Source organism: Aeromonas sp. 25-248 (assembly GCF_053005425.1).
The window spans coordinates 62500-88093 of the sequence record NZ_JBRKTB010000009.1 but is presented as its reverse complement, the minus strand read 5'-3'; the positions used below and the strand labels follow the sequence as shown (position 1 = coordinate 88093).

Here is a 25594-nt window from a genome sequence, read left to right as displayed (position 1 = left end):
GATATGAAAATTGTGATCGCCCCCGATTCATTCAAGGAGAGCCTGAGCGCCATGGCGGTGGCCGATGCCATCGAGGCCGGTTTCAAGCAGGTGCTGCCGGATGCCACCTACGTCAAGCTGCCCATGGCCGATGGCGGCGAGGGGACGGTGCAATCTCTGGTGGATGCCACCGGTGGTCGCATCCTGCCGGTCGAGGTGACCGCCCCCCTCGGCAACAGGGTGCAGGGCTTCGTGGGCCTGCTGGGGGATGGCAAGCGCGCCGTCATCGAGATGGCGGCGGCCTCCGGCCTCCATCTGGTGGCGCCCGAGCTGCGCAATCCGCGGCTCACCTCCAGTGTCGGCACCGGAGAGCTGATCCTGGCTGCGCTGGAGATGGGGGTGGACCACCTCATCCTCGGCATCGGCGGCAGCGCCACCAATGACGGCGGTGCCGGTATGATCCAGGCACTCGGCGGCAAGCTCCTGAAAGCAGATGGTACCCCCATTGCGCCGGGCGGTGCCGGTCTTGCCGAGCTGGCCACCATCGACCTGAGCGGGCTGGATCCCCGTCTGACCGGACTCACCATCGAGGTGGCCTGCGACGTGGACAATCCGCTGTGCGGCCCGAAAGGAGCGTCCGCCGTGTTCGGTCCGCAGAAGGGGGCAACTCCCGAGATGGTGGCCGAGCTGGATGCCAATCTGGCCCGTTACGCGGACTGCATCGAGCAGGCGCTTGGCAAGCAGGTGAAGGAGATCCCGGGAACGGGGGCCGCAGGCGGCATGGGGGCAGCCCTGGTGGGGCTGCTCGGCGCCGAGCTCAAACCCGGCATCCGGATCGTCATCGAGGCGCTGAATCTGGCCGAGGCGGTAGCCGATGCGGATCTGGTCATCACCGGCGAGGGTCGCATCGACAGCCAGACCATCCATGGCAAGACGCCCATCGGGGTAGCTCGCTGTGCCAAGCAGTTCGGCAAGCCGGTGATCGGCATCGCTGGATGCCTCACCGATGACTGCGGCGTGGTGCACGAGCATGGGCTGGATGCGGTGTTCGCCGTGGTCAATCGGGCCATGTCCCTGCCGGAGGCGCTGGCCACCGCCACCACCAACCTGCAGCTCACGGCTCGCAACGTGGCGGCTCTCTACCTGCTGCGCAAATGACCCTCTCTCCTGGCCGATGCGGTGCATCGGCCTGACCCTGCCCCGTGCAGCAGAGTGAGCGGCCCGGCGTGGCACCTCTGACGCACTTGCCGATCCTTGGGTCGGCTTTTTTTATTATCCTGCTGTCTTTCATATGGTTTTTGTATTCTGACAAGGGGCTTTGCGGCATAGTGATCTCCCGACAGTGAGGGAGCCACGAGAAACAAGGCCCGCCTGAGGGAGGGCTTCCCATTCCGGGGGGCAATATGCGAGGTGCGAGCCATGATCCTGCTGACCCTGGGGGTGGTGTTGTTCACCCTGACTCATCTTTACCCCTGTTTTGCGGCACAGCACCGCGCCCGTCTGCGGGCTCGGCTGGGGGAGAACCGCTACAAGGGGCTCTTCTCGCTGCTGGTGTTCGTCGCCATCGGCTGCATCCTCGCAGGCTGGCGCAGTGCCAGCCCCATGCCTCTCTATTTTCTGCCTGTCTGGGGCCCCACCCTGGTGATGGGGATCATGCCGATCGCCCTTGTCCTGCTGTGTGCGGGGCAGGGGGCGAACCATTTCCGCCGTTGGCTGGTGCATCCCCAGCTGCTCGGGGTGCTGCTCTGGTCGGGGGCCCATCTGGCGGTGAACAGCGAGGCGCGTTCTCTGGTGCTGTTTGGCGGGATCGGTCTCTGGGCTCTCATCAGCATCGTCTGGATTTCGATGCGGGAGTGGGGTCGTCACCCCCGTGCCGCCGCCACCTGGCAGGGGACGGGGATCAGTCTGGGGGCGGGGCTGGCCCTCACGGCTCTGCTTATCTTCTGGGGACACGGCTGGCTGACCGGGATCCCCCTGCACTGATCCCTGAACCAGATTCCGGGGTCTTGCGTATGATGGACAAAACAATGGGAGTCACGTCGATGAAATGGTTCACCCTGCTGCTGATGCTCGGCTCGGGCGCGGTCTCCGCCGCCTGCCCCGATTACTTCAACGTGGAGATGCGGGAGCTCAACAGCACCCAGCGCCACAACCTCTGCCAGTTGACCGAGGGCAAGGTGGTGCTGGTGGTCAACACCGCCTCCTACTGCGGTTACAGCGGTCAGTTCCGGGATCTGGAAGCCCTCTATCAGGGTTACAAGGAGAAGGGACTGATGGTGCTGGGCTTCCCCTCCAACGATTTCTGGCAGGAGGCGGGCAACGAAAACAAAACCGCCGAGGTGTGCCGCCGGGACTACGGGGTGACCTTCCCCATGTTCAACCGGGTGGCGGTGCGGGGTTCGGATGCAGTGCCGCTGTTCAAGGGGCTGGCCGCGGCTGCCGACGGTGATGCGCCCAACTGGAACTTCCACAAGTACCTGGTCGGGCGGGACGGCAAGCTGATTGCGAGCTATGGCGCCAACCAGAATCCGTCGGATGATCCTCTCAAACAGCAGATCATCGATGCCCTGGGGCACTGACTCTACCCCATGGCGGGCCACTCTGAAATAATGCGGCCCCGCCATCCACTCCGGTGACACCGTGCTGCAACGTCTTCCCCAAATGGTGATCTTCGATGCCCTGGTTCGTGAACAGGGCATCTCGGCGGCTGCGCGCCGCCTCGGGGTCTCCAAATCCCACATCAGCAAGCAACTCGCCCTGCTGGAAACCGCGCTCGGCGCCCAGCTGGTACAGCGCACTACCCGCCGTTTCGGGCTCACCGAACTGGGTCTGGAGTATGCCCGCCACTGCCGCGCTCTGGTGGCGGTGGCGCTGGAGGCGGAGTCCATGGTGGCGGAGCGCCGTGGCAAGGTGAGCGGCGTGCTCCATCTGGGGGTTGGTCAATCCTTCGGGCGATTGCACGTGATCCCGCGCCTCAAGGCGTTTCAGGCACGTTATCCGGATCTGGAGCTGGAGGTGTCCCTGTTCGATCACCGCACCAATCTGGTGGATGAGGGGCTGGATCTCTGGATCACCACCTACGAGGACAAACCCGAGTCCCTGGTAGGGCAGCGACTCGCAGACATCGGTTTCGTGCTGGTGGCCTCGCCGGATTATCTGCTGAGTCACGGCACGCCACTGCACCCCAGGGATCTGGCCCATCACAATTGCATCACCTACCAGAGCCGGGAGCGGCGCTACCACGAGTGGTCATTTCGCCAGGGCAAGGAGCGCCAGACGGTGCAGGTGGCGGGCAACTATCGGGTGGATCTGGCGGAAGCGGTGCGGGACGCCGCCCTGGCCGGGCTCGGCATCGCCTATGTGGCCAACTACCTGCTGGACAAGGAGCTGCAATCTGGTCAGCTCATCCCTCTGCTGCCCCAGTGGCAACCGAACCAGAAGATGGCGGTGCACGCCGTCTATGCCAGGCGAGAGCATCTGGATCCCAAGATCCGGCTGTTCATCGACTTCCTCAAGGAGAGCTTCGGACCCGGGCCCTACTGGGCGCAGCGACTCGCACCCTGGCTCGGGGGGAAATTGTCCGGCACCGAGGAATAATCGTTTCCATACAAGAACACTGGCGTGAGTGCGGTTTCAAAGTTGTGTCAAATCAGTCAGTTGGCGCAACCGATATCGTGCAAACGTTTTTGCTAACAGGGTTGTAACCCGGCGGGGTTGCGGCGGTGAGGGGAGGGGAGCAGAATCCGCGCCCATCTTCAGCCTCACTGGATGGAATCCCCATGATTGCCCTGCTTGGTATCCTGAGCATCCTGGCCCTGGCCGCACTCTGCTCTGATAATCGTCGTCGTATCCCGTTGCGAACAGTGGGCTTTGCCCTCTGCCTGCAAGTGCTCTTCGCCGCCCTGGTGCTCTGGCTGCCCGCCGGTCAACAGGTCTTGAACGGTGTCAGCGAGAGCGTCAGCAGCGTCATCGGCTACGGCCAGGAGGGGATTGCCTTCCTGTTCGGGGATCTGGCCAAGTTCAAACTCGGTTTCATCTTCGCCTTCAACGTGTTGCCGGTGATCATCTTCTTCTCCGCGCTGATCGCCATCCTCTATCACATCGGCCTGATGCCCAAAGTGATCGCCCTGCTCGGCGGCGGCCTGCAGAAATTGCTGGGCACCGGCCGCGCCGAGAGCCTCTCTGCCACCGCCAACATCTTCGTCGGCATGGTGGAAGCGCCGCTGGTGGTCAAACCCTATCTCTCCAGGATGTCCGATTCCCAGTTCTTTGCGGTGATGAGCTGCGGGCTGGCCTCGGTAGCCGGCGGCACCCTGGTGGGCTACGCCAGCATCGGGGTCGAGCTGAAATACCTGATTGCGGCGGCCTTCATGTCCGCCCCTGCCGGGCTTGCCATGGCCAAGATCCTGGTGCCGCCCGCCGCGCAAGAGGAAGATCACCACGAAGACGTGGAGATCCCCCGCGCCACCAACGTCATTGAAGCGGCCGCCGATGGCGCCATGGCGGGTCTCAACATCGCCGTCGCCGTGGGGGCGACCCTGCTGGCCTTCGTCGGCGTGATCGCCCTGCTCAACGGCCTGCTGGGCTGGGCCGGCGACCTGGTGGGGCTGGAGCTGAGCTTCCAGATCATCCTGGGCTGGCTGTTTGCCCCCGTCTCCTGGCTCATCGGCGTCCCCTGGGATCAGGCCCAGGCGGCCGGTGCCCTGATCGGCACCAAGATCGTCATCAACGAGTTCGTCGCCTTCATCGCCCTGGTGCAGGATCAGACCTTGAACGAGTCGAGCAAGGCCATCGTCACCTTCGCCCTGTGCGGTTTCGCCAACATCTCTTCCATGGCGATCCTCATCGGCGGCCTGGGGGCCATGGTGCCGGAGCGCAAGTCCTTCATCGCCCGCTACGGCATGCGCGCCATCCTGGCGGGGGTGCTGGCAAACCTGATGAGCGCCTCCCTGGCAGGCTTGTTCCTCGCCCTCTGATAGACCCTGGAAGTCAGCACCTTCCGGTCATTGCCCGCTTCGGCGGGCTTTTTTGCACCCGCTTGCAGGCAAAAAAAGCGCCTCTGGGGAGGCGCGGGGAAAAGACAGATTGGAAGCGTCACATGGGTGCCACCTGAATGAGGGATGAGCCGTCCCATCCAAGTGTGAAGCCATGATGCCTGATACTCTCTGAAGCGCTTCTGAGGCGATTCTTCATACTGTGTTCATTTTCAAAATGCTGCGGCAATGTGATTTTTAAATGATTGATGCTGAAATAAAATAAATAATCGGTGATTTATTTTGTTGTACAGCTCAAAGGAAAGATGAATCGGGGCGGTGGGCACGCTCCTGCCATGGGGCGGATCCGGCGGCAGATTATCCCGGTGCAGGCTCAACACATCACGCAACCATACTGCCAGATGGCAAGCAACCAGCATGTGATGGAGATGCTGTCCGTCATGGGCAGTGCAACGCCGCCTGCGGTCTGCTGTTGGGCCCAGCAACTCGTATGTGATGAAGATGCCGCTCGTCAGAGGATCCGCGCGAGTGGCCTGCGGTCTGTGGTGCCTGCACCCGCAACCCGCATTTGACAGGAGGCGCGCCCTTTCATGGGGTCAGCGCGAAGTGGCCTGCGGTCTCCTGCTCCAGTGCCAGCAACCAGCGCTTGATGGGGATACCTCCCCCGTAGCCGGTCAGTTCACCGCTGCGCCCTATGACCCTGTGGCAGGGCACTATGATGCTGAGGGGATTGCGGCCGTTGGCGGCGCCCACCGCCCGCACCGCCCTGGGGTTGCCGATGGCCTCTGCAATCTGGAGGTAGCTGACGGTCTCGCCGTAGGGGATATCGCACAGTGCCTGCCACACGGCCTGCTGGAATGGTGTGCCCGTGGCGGCCAGGGGGAGATCGAAGCGCCGCAGGCGGCCGGCAAAGTAGGCGGCAAACTGCTCGACAAAGGGGGCCAGGGCGGCATCATCCCGCTGCCACTCCGCTTGCGGCAGGACGGGGCGCTCCCCTTGCATGAATTCCACGTGGCGCAGCCCGGCCCCATCGATGGCGATGAGCAAGGGCCCCTTGGCGCATTCACAAAAGCTGTACTGCATTCTCTTGTCCTCGGGCTTGTGGCAGGTCACTCCAGCACGGGCTTGCCGCGGGTGGATTTGATCTCTCCCTTGCGTTTCTTGGCATCGACCCGCTTGCGCTGGGAGCTGCGGGTCGGCTTGGTGGCGTGGCGGGTCTTGGGACGCCAGGCGGCTTTTTTCAGCAGCTCGGTCAGGCGGCTCATGGCCTCCTTGCGATTCATGTCCTGGCTGCGATGGGTCTCGACCCTGATCTGGATGAAGCCGTCGTGAACCCGGCTGTCGCTGAGCCGCTCCAGTCCCTCCTTGTAGAGCGGCGGCAGGCTGGGGGAGTCGCGATAATCGAAGCGCAGCCAGACGGCGGAGTCGGTCTTGTTGACGTGCTGGCCGCCATTGCCCTGGGCCCGCATGGTCTGGAATTGCAATTCATGCCAGGGGATGATCACGCTGTTGGAGATGACTAACATGGGGTGATGCTCTCATTTGGTGCATCAAGGGAGTCTGGTGCAGCTTGGTGCCTCATTATGGGGCGAGATGCGCTTCCTTGGTGATCCTGAGCCTTTCCGGCTCAGAGTGTCATATCTATCTATATGAAAATAAACGATAAAAATACTTGGCACAAGAATTGATGACCCATTCGTGACATACCATGGATTGGGAGCAACCAGATGAAGCTGATTACTGCGATTATCAAACCTTTCAAGTTGGACGACGTGCGCGAGGCCATCGCCAACCTGGGGGTGGAAGGCCTGACCGTCTCCGAAGTGAAGGGTTTTGGTCGCCAGAAGGGGCACACCGAATTATACCGGGGGGCCGAGTACCAGGTCGACTTTCTGCCGAAGGTGAAGCTGGAGATCGCTACCGCAGACGAGAACGTCGAAGGGGTGATCGAGGCCATCTGCAAGGCGGCCTATACCGGCAAGATCGGTGACGGCAAGATTTTCGTCTATGACCTGCTGCAAGCGGTGCGTATTCGTACTGGTGAGAGCGACGACGAGGCGCTCTGAGTACGCCCCTTTGCCCGGCCGGGTCGGGCAAAGGTCCGAGCAGGTTCTGCCGACAGTGTGAATGGGTGGTCGTCGAAAGACCGGATGGGATTCCATCCGGTCTTTTTGTTTGGCCGCTGATTAAATAGATCGTTCCAACCCAGCAAACCGCCTTGATCCTCTCCTCCCGATTCATGCAGAATGCAAACGAAAATGGTTATCACTCTTTACGCAGACAAGGAACGGATGATGAAAATGAAGATGTTGGCACTGGCTTTCTCCACGCTTGTCGCCCAGTCGGCGTTCGCCGCCCAGGAGGTAAACGTCTATTCGAACCGTCAGGATGAGCTGATCAAGCCCATCATCCAGCAGTTCGAGAAGGAGACCGGGATCAAGGTCAATGTGGTGTTTGCCAAAGAGGGGCTGAACGAGCGTCTGGAACGGGAAGGCAAGCTCTCTCCGGCCGATCTGATGCTGACCGTGGACATCAGCCGTCTGACCGAGCTGGTGGACAAGGACCTGGTGCAGCCGGTGGACAGCAAGACGCTGCAGGAGAACATCCCCGCCATCTATCGCGATCCGGACAACCGCTGGTTCGCCCTGACCACCCGGGTGCGTGCCATCTACTCCAGCAAGGAGCGTCTTGGCAAGCTCGACACCATCCGCTACGAAGATCTGGTCAAGCCTGAATTCAAAGGAAAAATTTGTACCCGTAGCGGCAAGCACGAGTACAATGTGGCGCTGGTTTCGTCCATGATTGCCCATCACGGCATGGCGGACACCAAGACCTGGCTGGAAGGGGTCAAGGCCAACCTGGCGCGCAAGCCCCAGGGCAACGACCGTGATCAGGTCAAGGCGATCAAGGACGGCATCTGTGATGTCTCCCTGGGCAACAGCTACTACCTGGGTGCCATGTTGAAGGACCCGGCGCAGAAGTCCTGGGCCGACGCGGTGGAAATCAACTTCCCGAACCAGGGTGATCGCGGTGCCCACGTCAACGTGAGCGGCGTGGCCATGACCAAGTACGCCAAGAACAAGGAAGCCGCCCAGAAGCTGATGGAGTTCCTCTCCGGGGATACCGCCCAGCACATGTATGCGGACGTGAATGCCGAGTACCCGGTCAAGGCCGGGGTCGAGCCTTCTGCCATGGTCAAATCCTGGGGCACGTTCAAGTCTGACCCCATGCCGGTCAGCGACTACGCCAAGCACCGCAAGGACGCCTTGCAACTGCTGGATGAAGTGAAATTCGACTTGTAATCAGATGGGGCCAACGGCCCCATCAACTTCTGTGGACTCATGAAACATTTTGGATGGATTGCCGGCAGCTGGGCCACCGCCCTGCTGCTGGGTTTGCCGGTACTCGCCCTGGTCTTCTCCGCCTTCTCGGCTGATGGGGAACTGTTTGCCCACCTCGCCGATACCGTACTGCCCGACTATCTGCGAAACACGTCCGGTCTGGTGCTGGGGGTGGTCTGCCTCAGCCTGCTGTTCGGAGTGCCCACCGCCTGGCTGGTGGCCATGTGCGAGGTGCCGGGGCGCCGCGCCCTGCAATGGGCGCTGATGCTGCCCATGGCGATGCCCTCCTATATCGTTGCCTACGTCTATACCGACCTGCTCGACTACTCGGGCCCGCTGCAGGCGGGGCTGCGTGCCCTGTTTGGCTGGCAGGGACCGGCCGACTACTGGTTCCCGGCCATTCGCTCCCTCGGTGGCGCCGCCTGGGTGCTGGCGCTGGTGCTCTTCCCCTATGTCTATCTGCTGGCGCGGGCCTCCTTCCTGGAGCAGTCGGTCAGCCTCATTCACTCCAGCCGCCTGCTCGGCTGCACCCCCTGGCAGAGCTTTCGCCGCCTGAGTCTCCCCCTGGCCCGCCCGGCCATCATGGTGGGGGCATCTCTGGTCGCGATGGAAACGCTGGCGGACTTTGCCACCGTCCACTTCTTTGCCATCAACACCCTGACCACCGCCATCTACGACACCTGGCTCGGCTACGGCAGCCTGGCGACCGCCGCCAAGCTCTCCTGTCTGATGCTGCTGGCGGTGGTGCTGCTCATCGCGCTGGAGCGCCGCTCCCGCCAGCGCCAGCAGGTGTTCCAGAAGTCCATGGGCTTCGAGCAGCCCCTGCGTTACCCCCTCGGGGGCCTGAGGGGCGTGCTGGCCGGGCTCTGGTGCTGGGGCCTGGTGCTGGCGGGGTTCGCCCTGCCGTTCGTCATCCTGCTCGATTACGGGGTGCGTTACTTCGCGCTGTCGTGGACGCCCGAATTCGTGCGCTTTGCGGGCAACAGCCTCGCCATCTCGGCCCTGACAGCCCTGCTGGCCATGGCCATTGCCCTGCTGCTCGGCTTCTTCCGTCGCCTCGATGGGGGGACTCGCAGCCTGCTGCCCCTGCGCTTCGCCGCCATGGGCTATGCCATGCCGGGGACCGTGCTGGCCATCGGCGTGCTGGTGCCGCTCACGGCCCTGGATTTTGGCATCAACGATCTGGCCGAGTGGCTCGGGATGCCGGGCCCCGGTCTGCTCCTGACCGGCACCCTCACCGCCATCGTGTTCGGCTATCTGGTGCGCTTCGTGGCCATCGCCATCGGGTCGGTGGAGAGCAGCATGAGCAAGATCTCCCCCAGCCTCGACATGGCTGCCCGCTCTCTGGGGCAGGGGGCGGGCGGCATGCTGCGTCGCATTCACCTGCCGCTGGTACGCCGCGGCCTCTTTGCCGGCGCCATGCTGGTGTTCATCGAATCCATGAAGGAGCTGCCCGCCGCCCTGCTGCTGCGGCCGTTCAACTTCGAAACCCTGGCGACCCACGTCTATCAGTTCGTCTCGGACGAGATGCTGGAGCGGGGGGCGCTCGGTGCCATCGTCATCGTGCTGGTGGGGCTGATTCCCCTGCTGTGGATCAACCGTACCCTGGATGGTCCAGGCCATTGAGCGGCCCCGTCCGGCATCACTACGCGAGAGGAAAAGAACCTTGTCCTGCCTGAATATCGAGAAGGTCAGCTGTCACTACAATGGCCGCCCCGTGCTGGAGCAGCTCTCCCTGCAGGTGGCCGACAACGAGATCGTCTGTCTGCTGGGGGCCAGCGGCTGTGGCAAGACCACGCTGCTCAAGGCGGTGGCCGGTCTGCTGCCCCTGGCCCAGGGGGAGATCCGGCTGGGAGAGACCCTGCTCGATGCCCCCGGCGTGAGTGTGCCGCCGGAGGCCCGCCATATCGGCATGATCTTCCAGGATTACGCTCTCTTTCCTCACCTGACGGTGGCCGAGAACGTCGGCTTCGGCCTGACCGGGCAGGATCGCGGCAGCCGCCAGCAGCAGGTGCAAGAGGCGCTGGCGCTGGTCAACCTGCAGGGGCTGGGGGAGCGCTATCCCCACCAGCTCTCCGGCGGCCAGCAGCAGCGGGTGGCCATCGCCCGCGCCCTGGTGTGCAAGCCGCGCCTGATGCTGCTGGACGAGCCCTTCTCCAACATCGACACCCAGGTGCGAATGAAACTGATCCTCGAGATCCGCGCGCTGCTCAAACAGCAGGGCATTGGTGCCATCTTCGTCAGCCACAGCAAGGAAGAGGCCTTCGCCTTCGCCGACCGGCTGGCCCTGTTTCGCGCCGGTCGCATCGAGCAGGTGGGGGAGCCGGAGCAGCTCTATCGCCGCCCCGGGAACCGCTTCGTGGCGGAGTTTCTCGGCGGGGTCAATTATCTGGCGGCCGAGGTGGTGGACAGCCACTGCGTGCAGACCCTCCTTGGAACCATCTGCGGTCAGGAGCCCCATGGCCGCGCGGTGGGGGAGCGGTTGCAGCTCATGCTCAGACCTCAGCAACTGGCGCTGACGGCGGCGGATGACGGTGAGCTCCGGGTGCGTGAGCAACAGTTCCTGGGCCATCACTGCCGGGTACTGGTGGAGTGTGGCGGCCAGCAACTGGAAGCCAGCATCGGTGAGCCCCTGGAAGGGGAGCGCGCGCGGGTGACCGTGGCGCCTCATGCCCTGGTGTTGTTTGACCCCTTGCCCTGAGTGCGTGGTATTGTCGTGAAATCAATGAACTGGAAGCGCGCTGGTTTATAATCGCGCCACGCCCATAGCCAACGCACTTGGAGAGAGACATGAAAGCCCAAGCCGGGATCTGCGCAGAGCCGAATCTGCACGCCCTCTATCTGATGTTCAATCGCACCGGTGACGCCGCTGCCCTGACCTCCCGCCTGGCCAGCCTGCCAGCACTCTGGGAGGCGGTGAGCGCCGACTTCCCCGATGCGGCTTTCAGCGGTCTGGTCGCCGTCGGGGCCGACGCCTGGGATGATCTCTATCCTGCCGCCCGGCCGCCCCAGTTCCGCGGTTTCATGGCGCAATCCGCCAACGGTCAGGAGGCCCCCAATACCCCGTTCGATCTCTTCGTACAATTGCGTGCCGATCGGGTGGACGTGCTGCATCATGCCGGTCATCGCGTCATGGCCCTGCTGGCCGGGCTTGTTGAATTGGTCGAGGAAGTCCGCGGTTTTCGCAACCAGGATTGCCGGGATCTGACCGGTTTCGTCGACGGCACCGAGAACCCGCAGGATGAGCACCGCGCCGAGGTGGCGTTGCTGGACGGCGGCGAGTTCGCCGGTGGCTCCTACATCCACGTGCAGCGCTGGGTCCACGCCATGAGCGACTGGGAGAAGCTGGCCCTGAAGGAGCAGGAAGACATCATAGGCCGCACCAAGGTCGACAACATCGAATACGAGTCCGCCGACAAGCCGCTCACCTCCCACATCAAGCGGGTCAACCTCAAGACCCCGAAGGGGGAGTCCATGGAGATCCTGCGCCAGAGCATGCCTTGGGGCACCATGAGCGAGCAGGGGCTCTACTTCATCTCCTGCTGCCGCACGCCGCTGCACTTCAACGCCATGCTGGCCAGCATGTACAAAGGGGAAGGCAGCCACTTCGACCACCTGCTGCGCTTCACTCGGGCGGTGACCGGCGCGGCCTTCTTCGCCCCTTCCGTCGATTTTCTGGTGGCCGAGGGCAAATAAGCCCGGCCTGCCGACCGTTCAAAACAAAAAATCCCGGCCAAGGCCGGGATTTTTGTGCGGATCGCCCAAGGCGACCGGATCAGGGCGTCTGCTCGAACAGCTCGAGGGCGGAGAGGTAGAGCTCCTCGATGTCGGTATCGCTGGTCGGGGTGATGAAGATGGTGTCATCACCGGCGATGGTGCCGAGGATCCCTTCGGCCTTGCCGAGGGAGTCAAGCAGGCGGGCGATCAGCTGAGCTGCGCCGGGGCTGGTGTGGATCACCACCAGAGCGCCGTTGTGGTCGACATCCAGCACCAGGTTCTTGAGGGGGCTGGAGGTGGTGGGCACGCCCAGTTCCACCGGCAGACAGTAGACCATCTCCATCTTGGCATTGCGGGTGCGAACGGCGCCGAAGCGGCTCAGCATGCGCGAGACCTTGGATTGGTTGATGTTCTCGAAGCCCATCTCTTGCAGGGCAGTCACTATCTCTGCCTGGGAGCCGAAACGCTCCTCTTTCAGCAAGGCTTTAAAGGCCTTGGCCAGTTTTTCTTGCTTGTCGTTATGTTTCATCTTGGACTCACGAATGAGGGGAGTGACCGCCTGTCACGCTCAGGCGGCAGATACGAACAGCGCTGTTATTTTGCATTCATATGCCTGTTTTGGCAAGGAAGCGGCGCTTGTTCTGCATATTGATTCAAATATAGCTTGCATCAACTTATGCTGGCGCTAGAATCAGGACGAAATTTTGAAAACTTATTCAATTGGGCTGTATGGGTATCGAATTAATCGGCATCGAAAAATCCTGGCACAAGGTGCCGGTACTGCAGCAGGTGAGCTTTCGGACTGCTCCCGGCGAGACCTTGGTATTGCTGGGCCCGAGCGGGGCAGGCAAGAGCTCTCTGCTGCGCATGATGAACTTGCTGGACACGCCGGATGCCGGTGTGTTGCGCATCGCAGACAGTGAATTTTCTTTCCCGTCCAGCCTCTCTACTGCCGAATTCAACCGTCAGGCACAGGCGCTGCGCCGCAAGGTGGGCATGGTGTTCCAGCAGTACAATCTGTGGCCGCACCTCACCGTGATGGAGAATCTGATTGAAGCGCCCGTCAAGGTGCTCGGCATGAGCCGCGAGGCGGCCATCGAGAAAGGGGCCTATCTGCTGGCCCAGCTGCAACTGGCCGACAAACGGGACGCCTGGCCCGCACGGCTTTCCGGTGGCCAGCAGCAGCGGGTCGCCATTGCCCGGACCCTGATGATGGATCCCCAGGTGCTGCTGTTTGACGAACCGACGGCTGCCCTGGATCCCGAAATTACCAAAGAGGTGGCGGAGATCATCCGCACCCTGAGCCAGACCGGCATCACCCAGGTGGTGGTGACCCACGAGGTGGAGTTCGCCCGCAAGGTGGCCAGTCAGGTGATCTATCTGGAGAAGGGGCGGATCATCGAATCCGGCACCGCCGCCATCTTCCAGTCCCCGCAAACCAGCCGGTTTGCCGAATTCTTGATGCATTGATATTGAGTCGATAAGGAAGCTGTCATGAAAAAGAGTCTGTTGCTGATCGCCGCCATGGGTCTGCTGAGCACTTCTGTGCTGGCCAAAGAGATCAAGTTCGCCACCGAGGCAACCTATGCGCCGTTCGAATACCTGGATGACAAGAACGAGTTCCAGGGGTTTGACATCGATCTGGCCCGCGCGGTCTGCGAGCAGGCCAAGCTGGAGTGCAGCTTCCACAACCAGGCCTTCGACAGCCTGATCCCCAGCCTCAAGTTCCGTCGCTATGACGCCGTCATCGCCGCCATGGACGTGACGCCGGAGCGGGCCGCCCAGGTCGACTTCTCCGATATCTATTACGAGAACTCCGCGGTGTTCGTCGCCAAGAAAGAGACCTTCAAGGGGCCGGACGATCTGGTGGACAAGACAGTCGGCGTGCAGAACGGCACCTCTCACCAGTCCTATCTGGTGGACAACTGGGTGAGCAAGGGTCTGCTGACCGTGCCCTACGCCAGCTACCAGAGCGCCTTCCTCGACATGATGAATGGCCGCACTGACGGCGTGTTTGCCGATACGGCGGTGGCCGCAGACTGGCTCAAGCAGCACAAGGAATACGCCGTGGTCGGTACCCCGGTGACCGACGCCAAGTACTTCGGTACCGGTTTTGGCATCGCGGTGGCTAAGGGCAACCAGGAACTGCTGACCCAGCTGAACAAGGGGCTGGCCGAGATCAAGGCCAACGGCACCTATCAGAAGATCTATGACAAGTACTTCGCGCAGTAAGCCATGTTGAGTCTGTTGTTGGATGCAGCCTGGATGACCCTCGAGCTGGCCCTGGCATCCCTGGTCGGTGGCATGGTGCTGGCACTGGCATTCAGTGCGGCTGAGTTGAGCAAGCAGCGTGCGTTGGTGTGGCCCGTGGCCACCCTGACCACCTTGATCCGTGGTCTGCCCGAGTTGCTGGTGGTGCTCTTCATCTACTTCGGCTCGACCCAGGTGCTGTTCCTCATCACCGGGGAGTATGTGGAGTTCAGCCCGTTCGCCTGCGGTGTGCTGGCGCTCTCCCTGCTGTTTGCGAGCTACGCCACCCAGACCCTGCGTGCCGCCCTCAATGCGGTGCCCCCTGGGCAGCGGCTGGCGGCGCAGGCGCTCGGCCTGGGCAAGGGGCACACCTTCTTTCGCATCGTGCTGCCCCAGGCCTGGCGTCACGCCCTGCCCGGGCTCGGCAACCAGTGGCTGGTGTTGCTCAAAGACACCGCCCTGGTCTCCCTCATCGGGGTGAACGAGATGATGCGTCAGGCACAGATGGCGTCGGCCAGCACCTATCAACCCTTCACCTGGTACGCCGCTGCCGCCCTCATCTATCTGGCCATCAGTCTGGTGAGTGAATTCGGATTGAAGCAGGCGTCCCGCTATACCCGCCGTTACGGAGGCTGACCATGCAGGATTACCTGATGACCCTGCTGGGAGGGCTGGCGATCACCCTGCAGCTCACCGCGTTCAGCTTGTTGCTGGGCGTGCTGATGGCGGCCGGCATGACCTGGGTGCTGGAGCGTCGCATTCCGGTGGCGACCCAGCTGGTGCAGCTCTGGGTACTGGTCTTTACCGGTACGCCGCTGCTCATCCAGATCTTTCTCATTTACTACGGGCCTGGCCAGTTTGAATGGCTCAAGGCGGGGCCGCTCTGGCCGCTGCTCAAGCAACCCTGGTTCTGCGCCGTGCTGGCGCTCGGTTTCAATACAGCAGCCTACTCCACGCGGCTGTTCAAGGGGGCGCTCGACGCCATCCCCGCCGGTGAGGTGGAGGCCTGCCGTGCGCTCGGCTTCTCCGCCGGACAGACCCTGTGGATGAAGACCCGCCATGCCGCCCGTCGGCTGGTCCCCGCCTATTCCAACGAGGTGATCCTGGTGCTCAAGGGGAGTTCGCTTGCCAGTACCATCACCATCATGGACATCATGGGGCTGGCCCAGCGTCTCAACGCCCAGACCTATGACACCCTGGCGGTGTTCACCGTGGCCGGAGCGCTCTATCTGACCATGAATGGATTGTTAACAATTGGTTTCCGCTGGTGTGAGCGTCGGGCACTGGCTTTCCAGTCCTGAAGCAGTCACATTTACCTCTTAATGGTGAGGGAAGCACAGGAAATCTGTGTCTTTCCTCCCATTTATCGCATATTCCTCTCCGCTTTCATCGCCGCTTGTTCCCTGGCTCACAGAACCCGTGATTACAACTGTTATCAGATTGTTTTTTAGGAGGGGATCCTTTAAGGTGAGGCGCACAATAAGAATCAGCGTTAACCCAACTAGAAACAACCTTAAACCTACGCTTAGACATGGAGTTGATCATGAAAGTTGCCGTTCTGGGTGCCGCCGGTGGCATCGGCCAAGCCCTCGCTCTGCTGTTGAAAAACCGCCTGCCTGCCGGTTCCGAACTGAGCCTGTATGACATTGCCCCGGTCACTCCGGGCGTGGCGGCGGACCTGAGCCACATCCCGACTGACGTGAAAGTAAAAGGTTTCTGCGGTGAAGATCCGAGCCCGGCTCTGGTCGGCGCCGATGTCGTGCTGATCTCTGCCGGCGTGGCGCGCAAGCCCGGCATGGACCGTTCCGACCTGTTCAACATCAACGCCGGGATCGTCAAGAACCTGGTGGAAAAGTGCGCCGCTTCCTGCCCGAAAGCACTGATCGGCATCATCACCAACCCGGTCAATACCACGGTCGCCATCGCCGCCGAAGTGCTGAAGAAAGCCGGTGTCTATGACAAGCGTCGCCTGTTCGGCGTGACCACCCTGGATGTGATCCGTGGCGAGACCTTCGTGGCCGAAGCCAAGGGCCTGAACGTTGACAAGGTACGTGTCAACGTTATCGGCGGTCACAGTGGCGTGACCATTCTGCCGCTGCTCTCCCAGGTTGAAGGCGCCAGCTTCACCGCTGAGGAAGTGGCTGCCATGACCAAGCGCATTCAGAATGCCGGTACCGAAGTGGTGGAAGCCAAGGCCGGTGGCGGTTCCGCCACTCTCTCCATGGGTCAGGCAGCCTGCCGTTTCGGTCTGTCGCTCATCAAGGGTCTGCAAGGGGAAGCCAACGTCATCGAGTGTGCCTATGTGGAAGGCAACGGTGAGCACGCCACCTTCTTCGCGCAGCCGGTGCTGCTCGGCAAGAACGGTGTCGAAACCGTGCTGGACTACGGCAAGCTGAGCGCCTTCGAGCAGGAAGCGATGGACAGCATGCTGGCCACCCTGAAGGCTGACATCCAGCTGGGCGTCGACTTCGTCAAGTAAGTCTGTACGTCGATCGCAAGGGGAGCCCAGGCTCCCCTTTGTCATTTTCGGGGTTGGGTGTAGCGGGCTAAGGAGATGGCCCTGGCTGCCGATAACAGAAGGCAGCAGGAGATCCCTATGATGAAACCAAGAACCCTCATCGCCATTATCGGTGTGTGCAGCTTCCCCTTGCAGGGGGCGGAGTCCACCTCGGCCGCCGCGCCCACCCAGGCGGTGGCGGTTGCAGCCGCGCCGCCATCTGCGGCGTCTGCACCCTTGTCACCGGCCTCATCATCGGCCCAGCCAGCCCTGACGTCAGCCTCTTCTGTCGCCACGTCATCCCTCCCTGTGTCAGCTGCGCCAGCCCAGGCGCCATCCGCATCCGCACCTGTACCGTCCGCACCGGCAGCTGCGCCGCTGCCCAGGGCGACGACACAGGCATCCGCTGCTGCGGGAGAGTTGCAGGCCGTGCCGCTCTATCGCCAGGACGAACTGCTCAACTGGATAGAGCAGGGGCGCCATCTGGCCCGGGTGAAGCAGGACAGGTGCCAGCTCACCCAGGATATCGAGGCGCGGGCCTCGGTGATGAAGCTCCCTGCCTATCAGTTCCTCTGGGGGGACATGCTGGCCTGGGGGGTTTGCACCAAGCCGGACGCCCAGATCGGAGTGCAGTACATGTGGGAGGCCGCCAACCAGGGGCTGGCGCCGGCGCTGGAACAGCTTGGCCGCTATTACTGGAAGGGGATCCTGGTTCAGAAGGATCTGGTGAGGGCCGAGATCCTGATGCGGGAAGCCGCGAGCCTCGGCTTCTTGCGGGCACAGATGGAGTGGGTGGAGATGTTGCTGCAGGGCATGGGGAGTCCCCTGGATTACGAGGAGGCGTATCACTGGCTGCACGGCGCCGTCATCGGCGACAAGGCCATGCACCAGAAGGCGGCGAGCCTGCTCAGCCGGCTCGGCAACCGGATGCCCGCCAATGCCATCGCCCGTGCCAAGGCGATGCACTGAGTTCTGGTAGCCCGCTTTGATATTACAAGGCCCACGAAGCTGTGCTTGTGGGCCTTGTGCATTTTCCCGGTCAGGGGAGGGATCAGAGGCCCTGATGGGGGCCGAAGACCTCGTAATGCATCCGCCCTGCAGGCACGCCCACATTCTCCAGCTGAGCTTTGACTGCTTTCATGAACGGGACAGGGCCGCAGAAATAGTAGTGGGCGTCGGCCGGAATGAGGTCGGTGACCTGCTCCAGCGCCAGAGTGCCGCTGAAGTCGTAATCCTCTCCTTTGACATCCTGCTCCCTCGGCTCCCGATACCAGATCCGGCTCTCCAGTTTCCCGTGTTGCCTGCTCTTTGCCCGGATCTCGTCCCTGAACGCGTGGTGGGCGCCGTGTTCGCAGGCGTGAAGCCAGCGAATATCCATATCCGGGCCCTCGGCCAGCAAGTGGTTGAGCATGCTCAGCATGGGGGTGAGGCCGACCCCGGCGGAGATCAGCACCACGGGCGTGTCTGTCACCTCTTGCAGGAAGAAGTCGCCGGCCGGCGGCATGATGTCGACCGTGTCACCGATGTGAAGATGATCATGCAACAGGTTGGAGGCCTGCCCCCTGGGTTCGCGCTTGACGCTGATGCGGTAGTCGCGGCCATTGGGGGCGTCCGAGAGGGAGTACTGGCGGATCTCCTGATGCTCGAGGGCGGGATGAACCAGCTTGATACTGAGATATTGCCCCGGTTTGAAACGCAACACGGGGTTGCCATCGAGGGGTGCCAGGGCGAAAGAGGTGATGAGTTCACTCTCTTGACGCTTCTCCTTGATGATGAAAGGGCGGGTTCCTTGCCAACCACCGTCCTGGCTTGCCTTCTCCCGATAGAGCTCGCTCTCCCGGCCGATAAAGATGTCGGCCAGCACACCGTACGCCTTGCCCCAGGCGGCAAGGACCTCCTCCGTGACAGCGTTGCCACCCATTTCTTTGAGCGTGGCCAAGAGATGACTACCCACAATGTGATATTGTTCCGGCTGGATCAGGAAACCCGTGTGTTTGTGGGCGATGCGTTCAACGGCTCCGGCCAGGGCCCCCAGATTGTCGATGTTCCTGGCATAGGCCGCCACCGCACTGAACAGTGCCAAGGGCTGTCCCCCGCTACGCTGGTGAGCCAGGTTGAAGAGATCTTTCAACTCGGGATTGTGGCTGAACATGCGCTGATAAAAGTGCCGTGTGAGGTCAGGGCCCGCCGATTCGAGCAAAGGAATGGTGCTCTTGATGACGGCGATGGTGGCTTGGTCTAACATAGGAGGTCCTTTCTAATTGAACATCTGGAATGTCACTTATTAAGTTGCATCCTAAATGTTTAATTGATCTGGATCAATCATCAATTCTTCGCGCTAGGCGCTACAGGCACTATGAGACTAACGAGCTATACCGATTTTGGATTGAGAGCCCTGCTCTATCTGGCCACCCTGCCGGAGGGGGAACTGTCGAGCGTGGCCAAGGTATCCGCCTTGTACGACGTATCCCGCAACCACATGGTGAAGGTGGTGAACCAGTTGGTAAAACTGGGCTATCTGCAGTCACAACGCGGCAAGAATGGTGGTATCCGCATGGCGCGCTCCCCCGACGAGATCAATATCGGGCAAGTGATCCGGGCGTTGGAAGGCAATCTGGACGGGATCGACTGCAGCTCCCCGGTCTGCCATATCGTCTCCGTCTGTCTGCTCAAGAGTGCTTTGAAGGAGGCGATGAACGCCTTCCTCGCGGTGATGGATGGCTATACGCTGCAGGATTTGCTGGCAAACCGTGACGAGTTGCAGCAGGTGTTCGGTGAGCTCATCCCCACTCTGGTGCTGGAGCCGGATGACGAGAGCGAGTGAAACAAAAAGGCTGCCATTGGCAGCCTTTTTTCAATCCTCGTACCCTGAATCGTCCCGGTACAGGTGCGGCATGATCCTCGCCATCTTCACCATGTTGTTCTCCACTTCGAGAATCTCGATAGGGTAGCCCGCCAGCCTGACACTGATGTTGGGTTGGGGGATCTCCTCAAGGTACTCCAGGATGGCGCCATTGAGGGTCCGTGGGCCGTCCATGGGCAGGTGCCAGTCCATCTCCTTGTTCAGCTCGCGGATGCTGGCGGAGCCTTCAACCAGGAAGGAGCCGTCCGGTTGGGGATGGATCTCGTCACTCGGGGTCGGTGTCATGGAGGTGGTGAAGTCACCGACAATCTCTTCCAGGATATCGTCCAGGGTGATCAGCCCCTGAATATCGCCATATTCGTCGACGATAAGGCCAATTCGCTCCTTGTTGCGCTGGAACTTGGCCAACTGCACGTTGAGGGGGGTCCCCTGGGGGATGAAATAGATGGGGTCGACTTCCCGCAGCAGGCTGGACTTGCTGAACTGATCCCGGGCGACCAGTCTCAGGGCATCCCGTGAGTGCAGGAAGCCGACGACGTCATCGATGTTGTCGCGATAGAGCAGGATCTTGGTGTGGGCGCAGTGGGCCAGCTGGCGCAGTATGATCTTCCAGTCGTCATTGATGTCGATGGCGGAGATCTCGCTGCGCGGGACCATGATGTTCTCCACCGTCATCTTGTCGAGATCCAGGATGCTTATCAGCATCTCCTGGTGGTGCTTGGGAATGAGATTGCCCGCCTCGTTGACGATGGTGCGCAGCTCTTCGGAATTGAGGGAGTCATCCTTGTTGTGCTCGAGACGCAAGAGTTTCAGCAGCAGGTTCGTGATGCTGTTGATGAGCCAGACAAGGGGGGCGAACGGCACCATCAACCCCTTGAGGATCCAGGAGGCAGGGTAGGCTATCCGCTCGGGGAACATGGCCGCCAGTGTCTTGGGGGTGACTTCCCCGAATACCAGCACCACCAGGGTCAGCCCGAAGGTGGCAATGGCGACGCCGAGATCCCCGAACAGCCGGATGCAGACGATGGTCGCGATGGCGGAGGCCAGGATGTTGACCAGATTGTTGCCGATGAGAATGAGGCCAAGCAGGCGATCCGGCCTGGCCAGCAGCTTCTCGACCCGGCGGGCAGCTTTGTGCTTGGTCTGGGCCAGATGGCGCAGCTTGTAGCGGTTGAGCGACATCAGACCGGTTTCGGAACTGGAGAAGAAGGCTGACAAAAGGATCAAGATAACGAGAACAATCAGCAATGTACTCGTTGAGATACTGTCCAAGAAGGGCTCCTGTAAGGATGGTTGGGGAATGTTCGTATGTCAGCTAAGCAGCACTTCCTTGACGAAGCGGCTGCCAAAATAGGCCAGTGTCAGGATGAAGCTGCCGATGAGGCTCAGCATGATGACCTTGCGGCCGCGCCAGCCACGGGTATGGTGGCCCCAGAGCAGCAGAGCGTAGACGCACCAGGCCAGGATAGAGAGGATGGCCTTGTGGGACTTGCCCTGGGCAAACATGTCTTCCAGGAAGAACAGGCCGGATGCGATGGAGAGGGTCAGCAGCAGCAGACCTGCGGAAATGAGCTGAAACAGGCGCTTCTCCACTGTCATCAGCGGTGGCATGGCTGGCAGGTGGCTGATCTTTCTGGATTTCAGTTGCCTGTCCAGGCAGGCAAGCTGGAGGGCAAACAAGCAGGCGATCATCAGTACCGAATAGGCCATCAGCGCGAGGCCTATGTGCAGCAGTAACTGGGGGTGCGCTTCCAGATGGGTGATGTAGCGCCCGGGAATGAGCGCGCTGGCTGCCAGCAGCAGGGCTGAAAAACTGTAGACGACGGGCAGCAGGATCCAGCCGTTGAAGCGTCGGGTGACGCAGGTCATGAAGCAACTGATGATAAGGCTGACCAGGGACGCCACGTTCAACATGCTGAGATTCTGGCCGGAATGGGTGGCCAGCACTTCGCTGCCCACCGCCATGCCATGGGCGGTCAGGGCCAGGCTGACACAGGCGAACAGCGATACTTGCCCGACGGGCTTGGCGCTGAGCAGCAGGTGCAGTGAAGCGATGATGGCCAGCAGGTAAAACGCCAGGGCCAGAACAGAGATCACGATCATAACCAGGTCGTTGTCAAACAAGCTTTATGGATAAGAGGGGCAGTATACCTTGCACAAGATATGCTCGCCAGTTGTGCCAGAGGCTAACTGCCCACATATAAGTAGGCGTTGATGGTCACCGTGCGGCGAATAATCGTCCTCCGGCGTTGACTGGGGTATACTGCCCTCCATTGTTGACCTGCCCGCTCGATGGCAGGCCGCCGCGGCAAGCGGCGAGTAATCGTCCCTAGAGTGCTGACCGGGGTATAATGCCCTCAGTGTCACGCCAAGAACCGGAAAGCGTCATGTTTGAGAATTTGACTGAACGACTCTCGCGCACCCTGCGCAACGTCAGCGGCCGCGGCCGTCTGACCGAAGAGAACATCAAGGATACCCTGCGCGAAGTCCGCATGGCGTTGCTCGAGGCGGACGTCGCCCTGCCGGTGGTGCGCGATTTCGTGGCGCGCGTTAAGGAACGTGCCGTGGGCCAGGAAGTGGCCAAATCCCTGAGCCCGGGCCAGGCCTTCATCAAGATCGTCCATGGCGAACTGGTCACCGTGATGGGGGAGGCCAACGAACAGCTCAACCTGGCTGCCCAGCCGCCGGCCATTATCCTGATGGCAGGTCTTCAGGGGGCCGGTAAGACCACTACGGTCGGCAAACTAGCCAAACTGCTCAAGGAGCGCAGCAAGAAAAAGGTGCTGGTGGTCAGTGCGGACGTCTACCGTCCGGCGGCGATCAAGCAGCTTGAGACCCTTGCGGGCGACATCGGTGTCGACTTCTTCCCGAGTGATGCCAGCCAGAAACCGATCGCCATTGCCACTGCCGCCATCGATCAGGCGCGCAAGAAGTTCTATGACGTGGTGATCGTCGATACTGCCGGTCGTCTGCACGTCGATGGCGAAATGATGGCGGAGATCCAGGATCTGCACGCCACCATCAAGCCGGTCGAAACCCTGTTCGTGGTGGATGCCATGACAGGCCAGGATGCTGCCAATACCGCCAAGGCCTTCAACGAAGCGCTGCCGCTCACCGGTGTGATCCTTACCAAGGCAGACGGTGATGCCCGCGGTGGTGCCGCCCTGTCGGTTCGCCATATCACCGGCAAGCCGGTCAAGTTCATAGGTATGGGTGAGAAGACTGACGCGCTGGAGCCGTTCCATCCGGATCGTCTCGCCTCCCGCATCCTCGGCATGGGGGATGTGCTCTCTCTCATCGAAGAGGTGGAGCGCAACGTCGATAAAGAGAAGGCGGCCAAGCTGGCCAGCAAGGTCAAGAGCGGCAAGGGCTTCGACCTGGAAGACTTCCGTGAGCAGCTGGCCCAGATGCGCAACATGGGTGGCATGATGGGGATGCTCGACAAGCTGCCCGGCATGTCCGGCCTGCCGGACAACATCAAGGATCAGATGGATGACAAGCTCACCGTGCGGATGGAGGCCATCATCAGCTCCATGACGCCGAAAGAGCGTGCCCATCCCGATCTCATCAAGGGCTCCCGCAAGCGCCGTATCGCGGCGGGCTCCGGCATGCAGGTCCAGGATGTGAACAAGCTGCTCAAGCAGTTCACCGAGATGCAGCGCATGATGAAGAAGATGTCCGGCAAGGGCGGCATGCGCAAGATGATGGGCCAGATGAAGAACATGCTGCCCCCCGGATTCGGTGGTGGCGGTCGCGGTCCGTTCTGATTTTCCTGCTGGTCAGGCAGAAAGGCTCACCCTGGTGAGCCTTTTTCATGCCAATCCCTGCGCAAAAAATAGCTGGCTTGGTTGCAATTATTACGAATCCAAGTAGAATTACGCGGCTTATTTTAAGCTAGGGTCTGCGTATTTGCAGGCCTTGTTCATTAGATGTTTATGAGGACGATATGGTAACCATTCGTTTACAACGTGGTGGCGCGAAAAAGCGTCCGTTCTACCAGGTAGTAGTTGCTGACAGCCGTAACGCCCGTGACGGTCGTTTCATCGAGCGCGTCGGTTTCTTCAACCCGGTTGCTGCTGGTAACGCTGAAAAGCTGAACCTGGACCTGGCTCGTATCGAGCATTGGGTTGCTACTGGTGCCGCTGTTTCTGACCGCGTTGCCAAGCTGATCAAAGACGCTGCCAAAGCTGCTTAATCAGCCAAACGGTAGGGAGTTAAGGTGGAAAAACCTGTAGTTCTGGGCACCCTGGGGACCGTTTACGGGATCAAGGGCTGGCTTAAAGTGAACTCCTTCACCGATGTTGCCGAAGCGATTTTCGATTACAACCCCTGGCTGATCAATCAGAACGGGGCGTGGCGTGAAATCCGGGTGTCATCCTGGAAGCGTCACAACAAGGGTCTGATCTGCAAACTCGATGGTATCGATGTGCGTGAGGATGCCCTGGCATTGACCAACGTCGAGATTGGCGTCCCCGCCGATCTGTTGCCTGCGTTGCCCGAAGGGGAGTTCTACTGGCGTGACCTCATTGGTTGCACCGTGGTAACCACCAAGGGATACGACCTGGGCAAGGTGACCGAATTGATGGAAACCGGCTCCAACGATGTGTTGGTGGTTGAGGCCAATGTAAAAGATGCCTTTGGTGCAAAGGAGCGGCTGATACCGTTCCTGGAAGAGCAGGTGATCAAGAATATTGATCTGACTGCTCGAACAATCGAAGTTGATTGGGATCCTGGTTTCTAGTTTCCCGCGCTAACACGGGTGCCGGAGGTTTCTTATGTGGATTGGGGTCATTAGCCTCTTCCCGGAAATGTTCCGAGCCATTACCGAGCACGGGGTAACGGGTCGGGCCGTCAAGAGTGGCCTGCTGCAGATTGAGTGCTGGAACCCTCGGGACTTCACCCACGACAAACACCGTACGGTCGATGATCGTCCTTATGGTGGTGGGCCCGGCATGTTGATGATGGTTCAGCCGCTGCGTGATGCCATTCATGCAGCCAAGCAAGCGGCGGGAGACGGGGCGAAAGTCATCTATCTCTCTCCTCAGGGACGCAAGCTGACTCAAGCGGGCGTAACCGAGTTGGCGACGAATCAGAAACTGATTCTGGTCGCCGGTCGATACGAAGGTATCGATGAGCGCGTGATACAAACCGAAGTCGACGAAGAGTGGTCTATCGGAGATTACGTGTTAAGTGGTGGCGAGTTGCCTGCCATGACCCTGATCGATGCGGTTTCGCGTCTGGTCCCGGGGGTCTTGGGTGATCAGGCCAGTGCCGAGCAGGACTCCTTCACGGATGGGCTGCTGGATCATCCCCACTATACTCGGCCGGAGGTGTTGGATGGGCTGACGGTGCCCGAGGCGCTGACAAGCGGCAATCACGAAGTGATTCGGCGCTGGCGACTCAAGCAATCGCTCGGACGAACCTGGCAGAGAAGGCCGGAACTTATTAACAACCTAGCTCTGACTGACGAGCAAGAATCACTTCTTGCCGAGTATGTCCGCGAAGTGCGTGACAGCGTTAAGTAGAGTTTTCAGTTTATCCTAGGTAAGGAAAGACAATGAGCAAGATTATTCAGCAGCTTGAACAAGAGCAACTGCGTACCGACATCCCGGCTTTTGCCCAGGGCGACACCGTACGTGTTCAAGTTCGTGTTAAAGAAGGTGGTAAAGAGCGTCTGCAGGCTTTCGAAGGCATCGTGATTGCCAAGCGTAACCGCGGTCTGCACTCTGCTTTCACCGTTCGCAAGATCTCCAACGGCGAAGGTGTTGAGCGTGTATTCCAGACTCACTCTCCGCTGATCCACAGTGTAGAACTGAAGCGTCGTGGTGATGTTCGCCGCGCCAAACTGTACTACCTGCGCAACCTGTCCGGCAAAGCTGCTCGTATCAAAGAGAAGCTCAACTAATTCGATTCGAATTGGTGTCGGTATGTCGGCGAAAAGCTCGACAGGTAG

The 25594-nt window shown here is 60.8% G+C and carries 28 protein-coding genes; 22 read left to right on the top strand and 6 right to left on the bottom strand.

Going from position 1 to position 25594, the window contains the following annotated elements; translation table 11 throughout:
- The first annotated feature begins 3 nt into the window (after positions 1 to 3).
- The 5 genes from ACVDHI_RS13955 to ACVDHI_RS13935 all read left to right on the top strand — a co-directional run bounded on the left by ACVDHI_RS13955 (position 4) and on the right by ACVDHI_RS13935 (position 4955).
- Complete coding sequence (locus ACVDHI_RS13955; protein WP_124243859.1) at positions 4 to 1137, top strand: glycerate kinase; 1134 nt, start codon at positions 4 to 6, stop codon at positions 1135 to 1137.
- Positions 1138 to 1398: 261 nt separating this feature from the next.
- Positions 1399 to 1962, top strand: coding sequence for an NnrU family protein (locus ACVDHI_RS13950; protein WP_201985213.1), 564 nt, complete (start codon positions 1399 to 1401; stop codon positions 1960 to 1962).
- A gap of 59 nt (positions 1963 to 2021) precedes the next feature.
- A complete protein-coding gene (locus ACVDHI_RS13945) occupies positions 2022 to 2558 on the top strand; it encodes a glutathione peroxidase (protein WP_010673063.1) in 537 nt (178 codons plus the stop codon).
- A gap of 82 nt (positions 2559 to 2640) precedes the next feature.
- Positions 2641 to 3576 carry a LysR family transcriptional regulator gene (locus tag ACVDHI_RS13940; RefSeq protein WP_039039969.1) on the top strand — a complete coding sequence of 312 codons (936 nt, stop codon included), beginning with the start codon at positions 2641 to 2643 and terminating at the stop codon, positions 3574 to 3576.
- A 182-nt stretch (positions 3577 to 3758) separates the two neighbouring features.
- Entirely contained in the window at positions 3759 to 4955 is a 1197-nt protein-coding gene (locus ACVDHI_RS13935; protein WP_041214468.1) for a NupC/NupG family nucleoside CNT transporter, read from the top strand.
- A 606-nt stretch (positions 4956 to 5561) separates the two neighbouring features.
- Here ACVDHI_RS13935 and ACVDHI_RS13930 read toward each other — a convergent pair.
- Positions 5562 to 6056 (bottom strand): methylated-DNA--[protein]-cysteine S-methyltransferase, encoded by a 495-nt coding sequence (locus tag ACVDHI_RS13930; protein ID WP_447212181.1) that lies wholly within the window; start codon positions 6054 to 6056, stop codon positions 5562 to 5564.
- A 26-nt stretch (positions 6057 to 6082) separates the two neighbouring features.
- Complete coding sequence (gene arfB, locus ACVDHI_RS13925; protein ID WP_408828278.1) at positions 6083 to 6499, bottom strand: alternative ribosome rescue aminoacyl-tRNA hydrolase ArfB; 417 nt, start codon at positions 6497 to 6499, stop codon at positions 6083 to 6085.
- A 201-nt stretch (positions 6500 to 6700) separates the two neighbouring features.
- Between arfB and glnK the strand changes: the two genes are divergently transcribed.
- The 5 genes from glnK to ACVDHI_RS13900 all read left to right on the top strand — a co-directional run bounded on the left by glnK (position 6701) and on the right by ACVDHI_RS13900 (position 12010).
- Entirely contained in the window at positions 6701 to 7039 is a 339-nt protein-coding gene (gene glnK, locus ACVDHI_RS13920; RefSeq protein ID WP_005332325.1) for a P-II family nitrogen regulator, read from the top strand.
- A 228-nt stretch (positions 7040 to 7267) separates the two neighbouring features.
- A complete protein-coding gene (locus tag ACVDHI_RS13915; RefSeq protein ID WP_202040298.1) occupies positions 7268 to 8275 on the top strand; it encodes a Fe(3+) ABC transporter substrate-binding protein in 1008 nt (335 codons plus the stop codon).
- A gap of 39 nt (positions 8276 to 8314) precedes the next feature.
- Entirely contained in the window at positions 8315 to 9940 is a 1626-nt protein-coding gene (locus ACVDHI_RS13910; protein ID WP_447212180.1) for an ABC transporter permease, read from the top strand.
- A 40-nt stretch (positions 9941 to 9980) separates the two neighbouring features.
- Positions 9981 to 11015 (top strand): ABC transporter ATP-binding protein, encoded by a 1035-nt coding sequence (locus tag ACVDHI_RS13905; protein WP_194859983.1) that lies wholly within the window; start codon positions 9981 to 9983, stop codon positions 11013 to 11015.
- Positions 11016 to 11104: 89 nt separating this feature from the next.
- Positions 11105 to 12010, top strand: a complete 906-nt coding sequence (locus ACVDHI_RS13900; RefSeq protein WP_201926750.1) for a Dyp-type peroxidase — start codon at positions 11105 to 11107, stop codon at positions 12008 to 12010.
- A gap of 79 nt (positions 12011 to 12089) precedes the next feature.
- On the opposite strand, the gene argR is transcribed toward ACVDHI_RS13900, so the two are convergent.
- On the bottom strand, positions 12090 to 12560 hold the full coding sequence (gene argR / locus ACVDHI_RS13895) for a transcriptional regulator ArgR (protein ID WP_005308670.1): 471 nt from the start codon (positions 12558 to 12560) through the stop codon (positions 12090 to 12092).
- Between the two features lie 200 nt (positions 12561 to 12760).
- On the opposite strand from argR, the gene ACVDHI_RS13890 reads away from it, so the two are divergent.
- The 6 genes from ACVDHI_RS13890 (at position 12761) to ACVDHI_RS13865 (ending at position 17747) form a co-directional block, all read left to right on the top strand.
- The gene (locus ACVDHI_RS13890) at positions 12761 to 13501 is read left to right on the top strand and encodes an ATP-binding cassette domain-containing protein (RefSeq protein ID WP_041214472.1); all 741 of its coding nucleotides are present in this window, start codon (positions 12761 to 12763) and stop codon (positions 13499 to 13501) included.
- 24 nt (positions 13502 to 13525) lie between these two features.
- Positions 13526 to 14263, top strand: coding sequence for an arginine ABC transporter substrate-binding protein (locus ACVDHI_RS13885; protein WP_010673073.1), 738 nt, complete (start codon positions 13526 to 13528; stop codon positions 14261 to 14263).
- A gap of 3 nt (positions 14264 to 14266) precedes the next feature.
- Positions 14267 to 14917 (top strand): arginine ABC transporter permease ArtQ, encoded by a 651-nt coding sequence (artQ, locus tag ACVDHI_RS13880; RefSeq protein WP_447212179.1) that lies wholly within the window; start codon positions 14267 to 14269, stop codon positions 14915 to 14917.
- Positions 14918 to 14919: 2 nt separating this feature from the next.
- Positions 14920 to 15582, top strand: coding sequence for an arginine ABC transporter permease ArtM (artM, locus tag ACVDHI_RS13875; protein WP_010673075.1), 663 nt, complete (start codon positions 14920 to 14922; stop codon positions 15580 to 15582).
- A 242-nt stretch (positions 15583 to 15824) separates the two neighbouring features.
- Positions 15825 to 16760 (top strand): malate dehydrogenase, encoded by a 936-nt coding sequence (mdh, locus tag ACVDHI_RS13870; RefSeq protein WP_010673076.1) that lies wholly within the window; start codon positions 15825 to 15827, stop codon positions 16758 to 16760.
- A 396-nt stretch (positions 16761 to 17156) separates the two neighbouring features.
- The gene (locus tag ACVDHI_RS13865) at positions 17157 to 17747 is read left to right on the top strand and encodes a tetratricopeptide repeat protein (protein ID WP_447212192.1); all 591 of its coding nucleotides are present in this window, start codon (positions 17157 to 17159) and stop codon (positions 17745 to 17747) included.
- 82 nt (positions 17748 to 17829) lie between these two features.
- On the opposite strand, the gene hmpA is transcribed toward ACVDHI_RS13865, so the two are convergent.
- Positions 17830 to 19023 carry an NO-inducible flavohemoprotein gene (hmpA, locus tag ACVDHI_RS13860; RefSeq protein ID WP_447212178.1) on the bottom strand — a complete coding sequence of 398 codons (1194 nt, stop codon included), beginning with the start codon at positions 19021 to 19023 and terminating at the stop codon, positions 17830 to 17832.
- Between the two features lie 111 nt (positions 19024 to 19134).
- Between hmpA and ACVDHI_RS13855 the strand changes: the two genes are divergently transcribed.
- A complete protein-coding gene (locus tag ACVDHI_RS13855) occupies positions 19135 to 19602 on the top strand; it encodes an Rrf2 family transcriptional regulator (RefSeq protein ID WP_039039978.1) in 468 nt (155 codons plus the stop codon).
- A gap of 30 nt (positions 19603 to 19632) precedes the next feature.
- Here ACVDHI_RS13855 and ACVDHI_RS13850 read toward each other — a convergent pair whose 3' ends face one another.
- Together ACVDHI_RS13850 and ACVDHI_RS13845 are read right to left on the bottom strand one after the other, a co-directional pair.
- Positions 19633 to 20913, bottom strand: a complete 1281-nt coding sequence (locus tag ACVDHI_RS13850) for an HlyC/CorC family transporter (protein ID WP_010673081.1) — start codon at positions 20911 to 20913, stop codon at positions 19633 to 19635.
- 39 nt (positions 20914 to 20952) lie between these two features.
- On the bottom strand, positions 20953 to 21744 hold the full coding sequence (locus ACVDHI_RS13845) for a cytochrome C assembly family protein (RefSeq protein ID WP_447212177.1): 792 nt from the start codon (positions 21742 to 21744) through the stop codon (positions 20953 to 20955).
- Between the two features lie 284 nt (positions 21745 to 22028).
- Here ACVDHI_RS13845 and ffh point away from each other — a divergent pair, with 284 nt between their 5' ends.
- The 5 genes from ffh (at position 22029) to rplS (ending at position 25546) form a co-directional block, all read left to right on the top strand.
- Positions 22029 to 23408, top strand: a complete 1380-nt coding sequence (ffh, locus tag ACVDHI_RS13840; protein ID WP_010673083.1) for a signal recognition particle protein — start codon at positions 22029 to 22031, stop codon at positions 23406 to 23408.
- 179 nt (positions 23409 to 23587) lie between these two features.
- A complete protein-coding gene (rpsP, locus tag ACVDHI_RS13835) occupies positions 23588 to 23836 on the top strand; it encodes a 30S ribosomal protein S16 (RefSeq protein WP_010673084.1) in 249 nt (82 codons plus the stop codon).
- Positions 23837 to 23860: 24 nt separating this feature from the next.
- The gene (gene rimM / locus ACVDHI_RS13830) at positions 23861 to 24382 is read left to right on the top strand and encodes a ribosome maturation factor RimM (protein WP_039039979.1); all 522 of its coding nucleotides are present in this window, start codon (positions 23861 to 23863) and stop codon (positions 24380 to 24382) included.
- 34 nt (positions 24383 to 24416) lie between these two features.
- On the top strand, positions 24417 to 25166 hold the full coding sequence (gene trmD, locus ACVDHI_RS13825) for a tRNA (guanosine(37)-N1)-methyltransferase TrmD (protein ID WP_010673086.1): 750 nt from the start codon (positions 24417 to 24419) through the stop codon (positions 25164 to 25166).
- A 32-nt stretch (positions 25167 to 25198) separates the two neighbouring features.
- Entirely contained in the window at positions 25199 to 25546 is a 348-nt protein-coding gene (rplS, locus tag ACVDHI_RS13820; protein WP_005313505.1) for a 50S ribosomal protein L19, read from the top strand.
- Positions 25547 to 25594 lie beyond the last annotated feature (48 nt).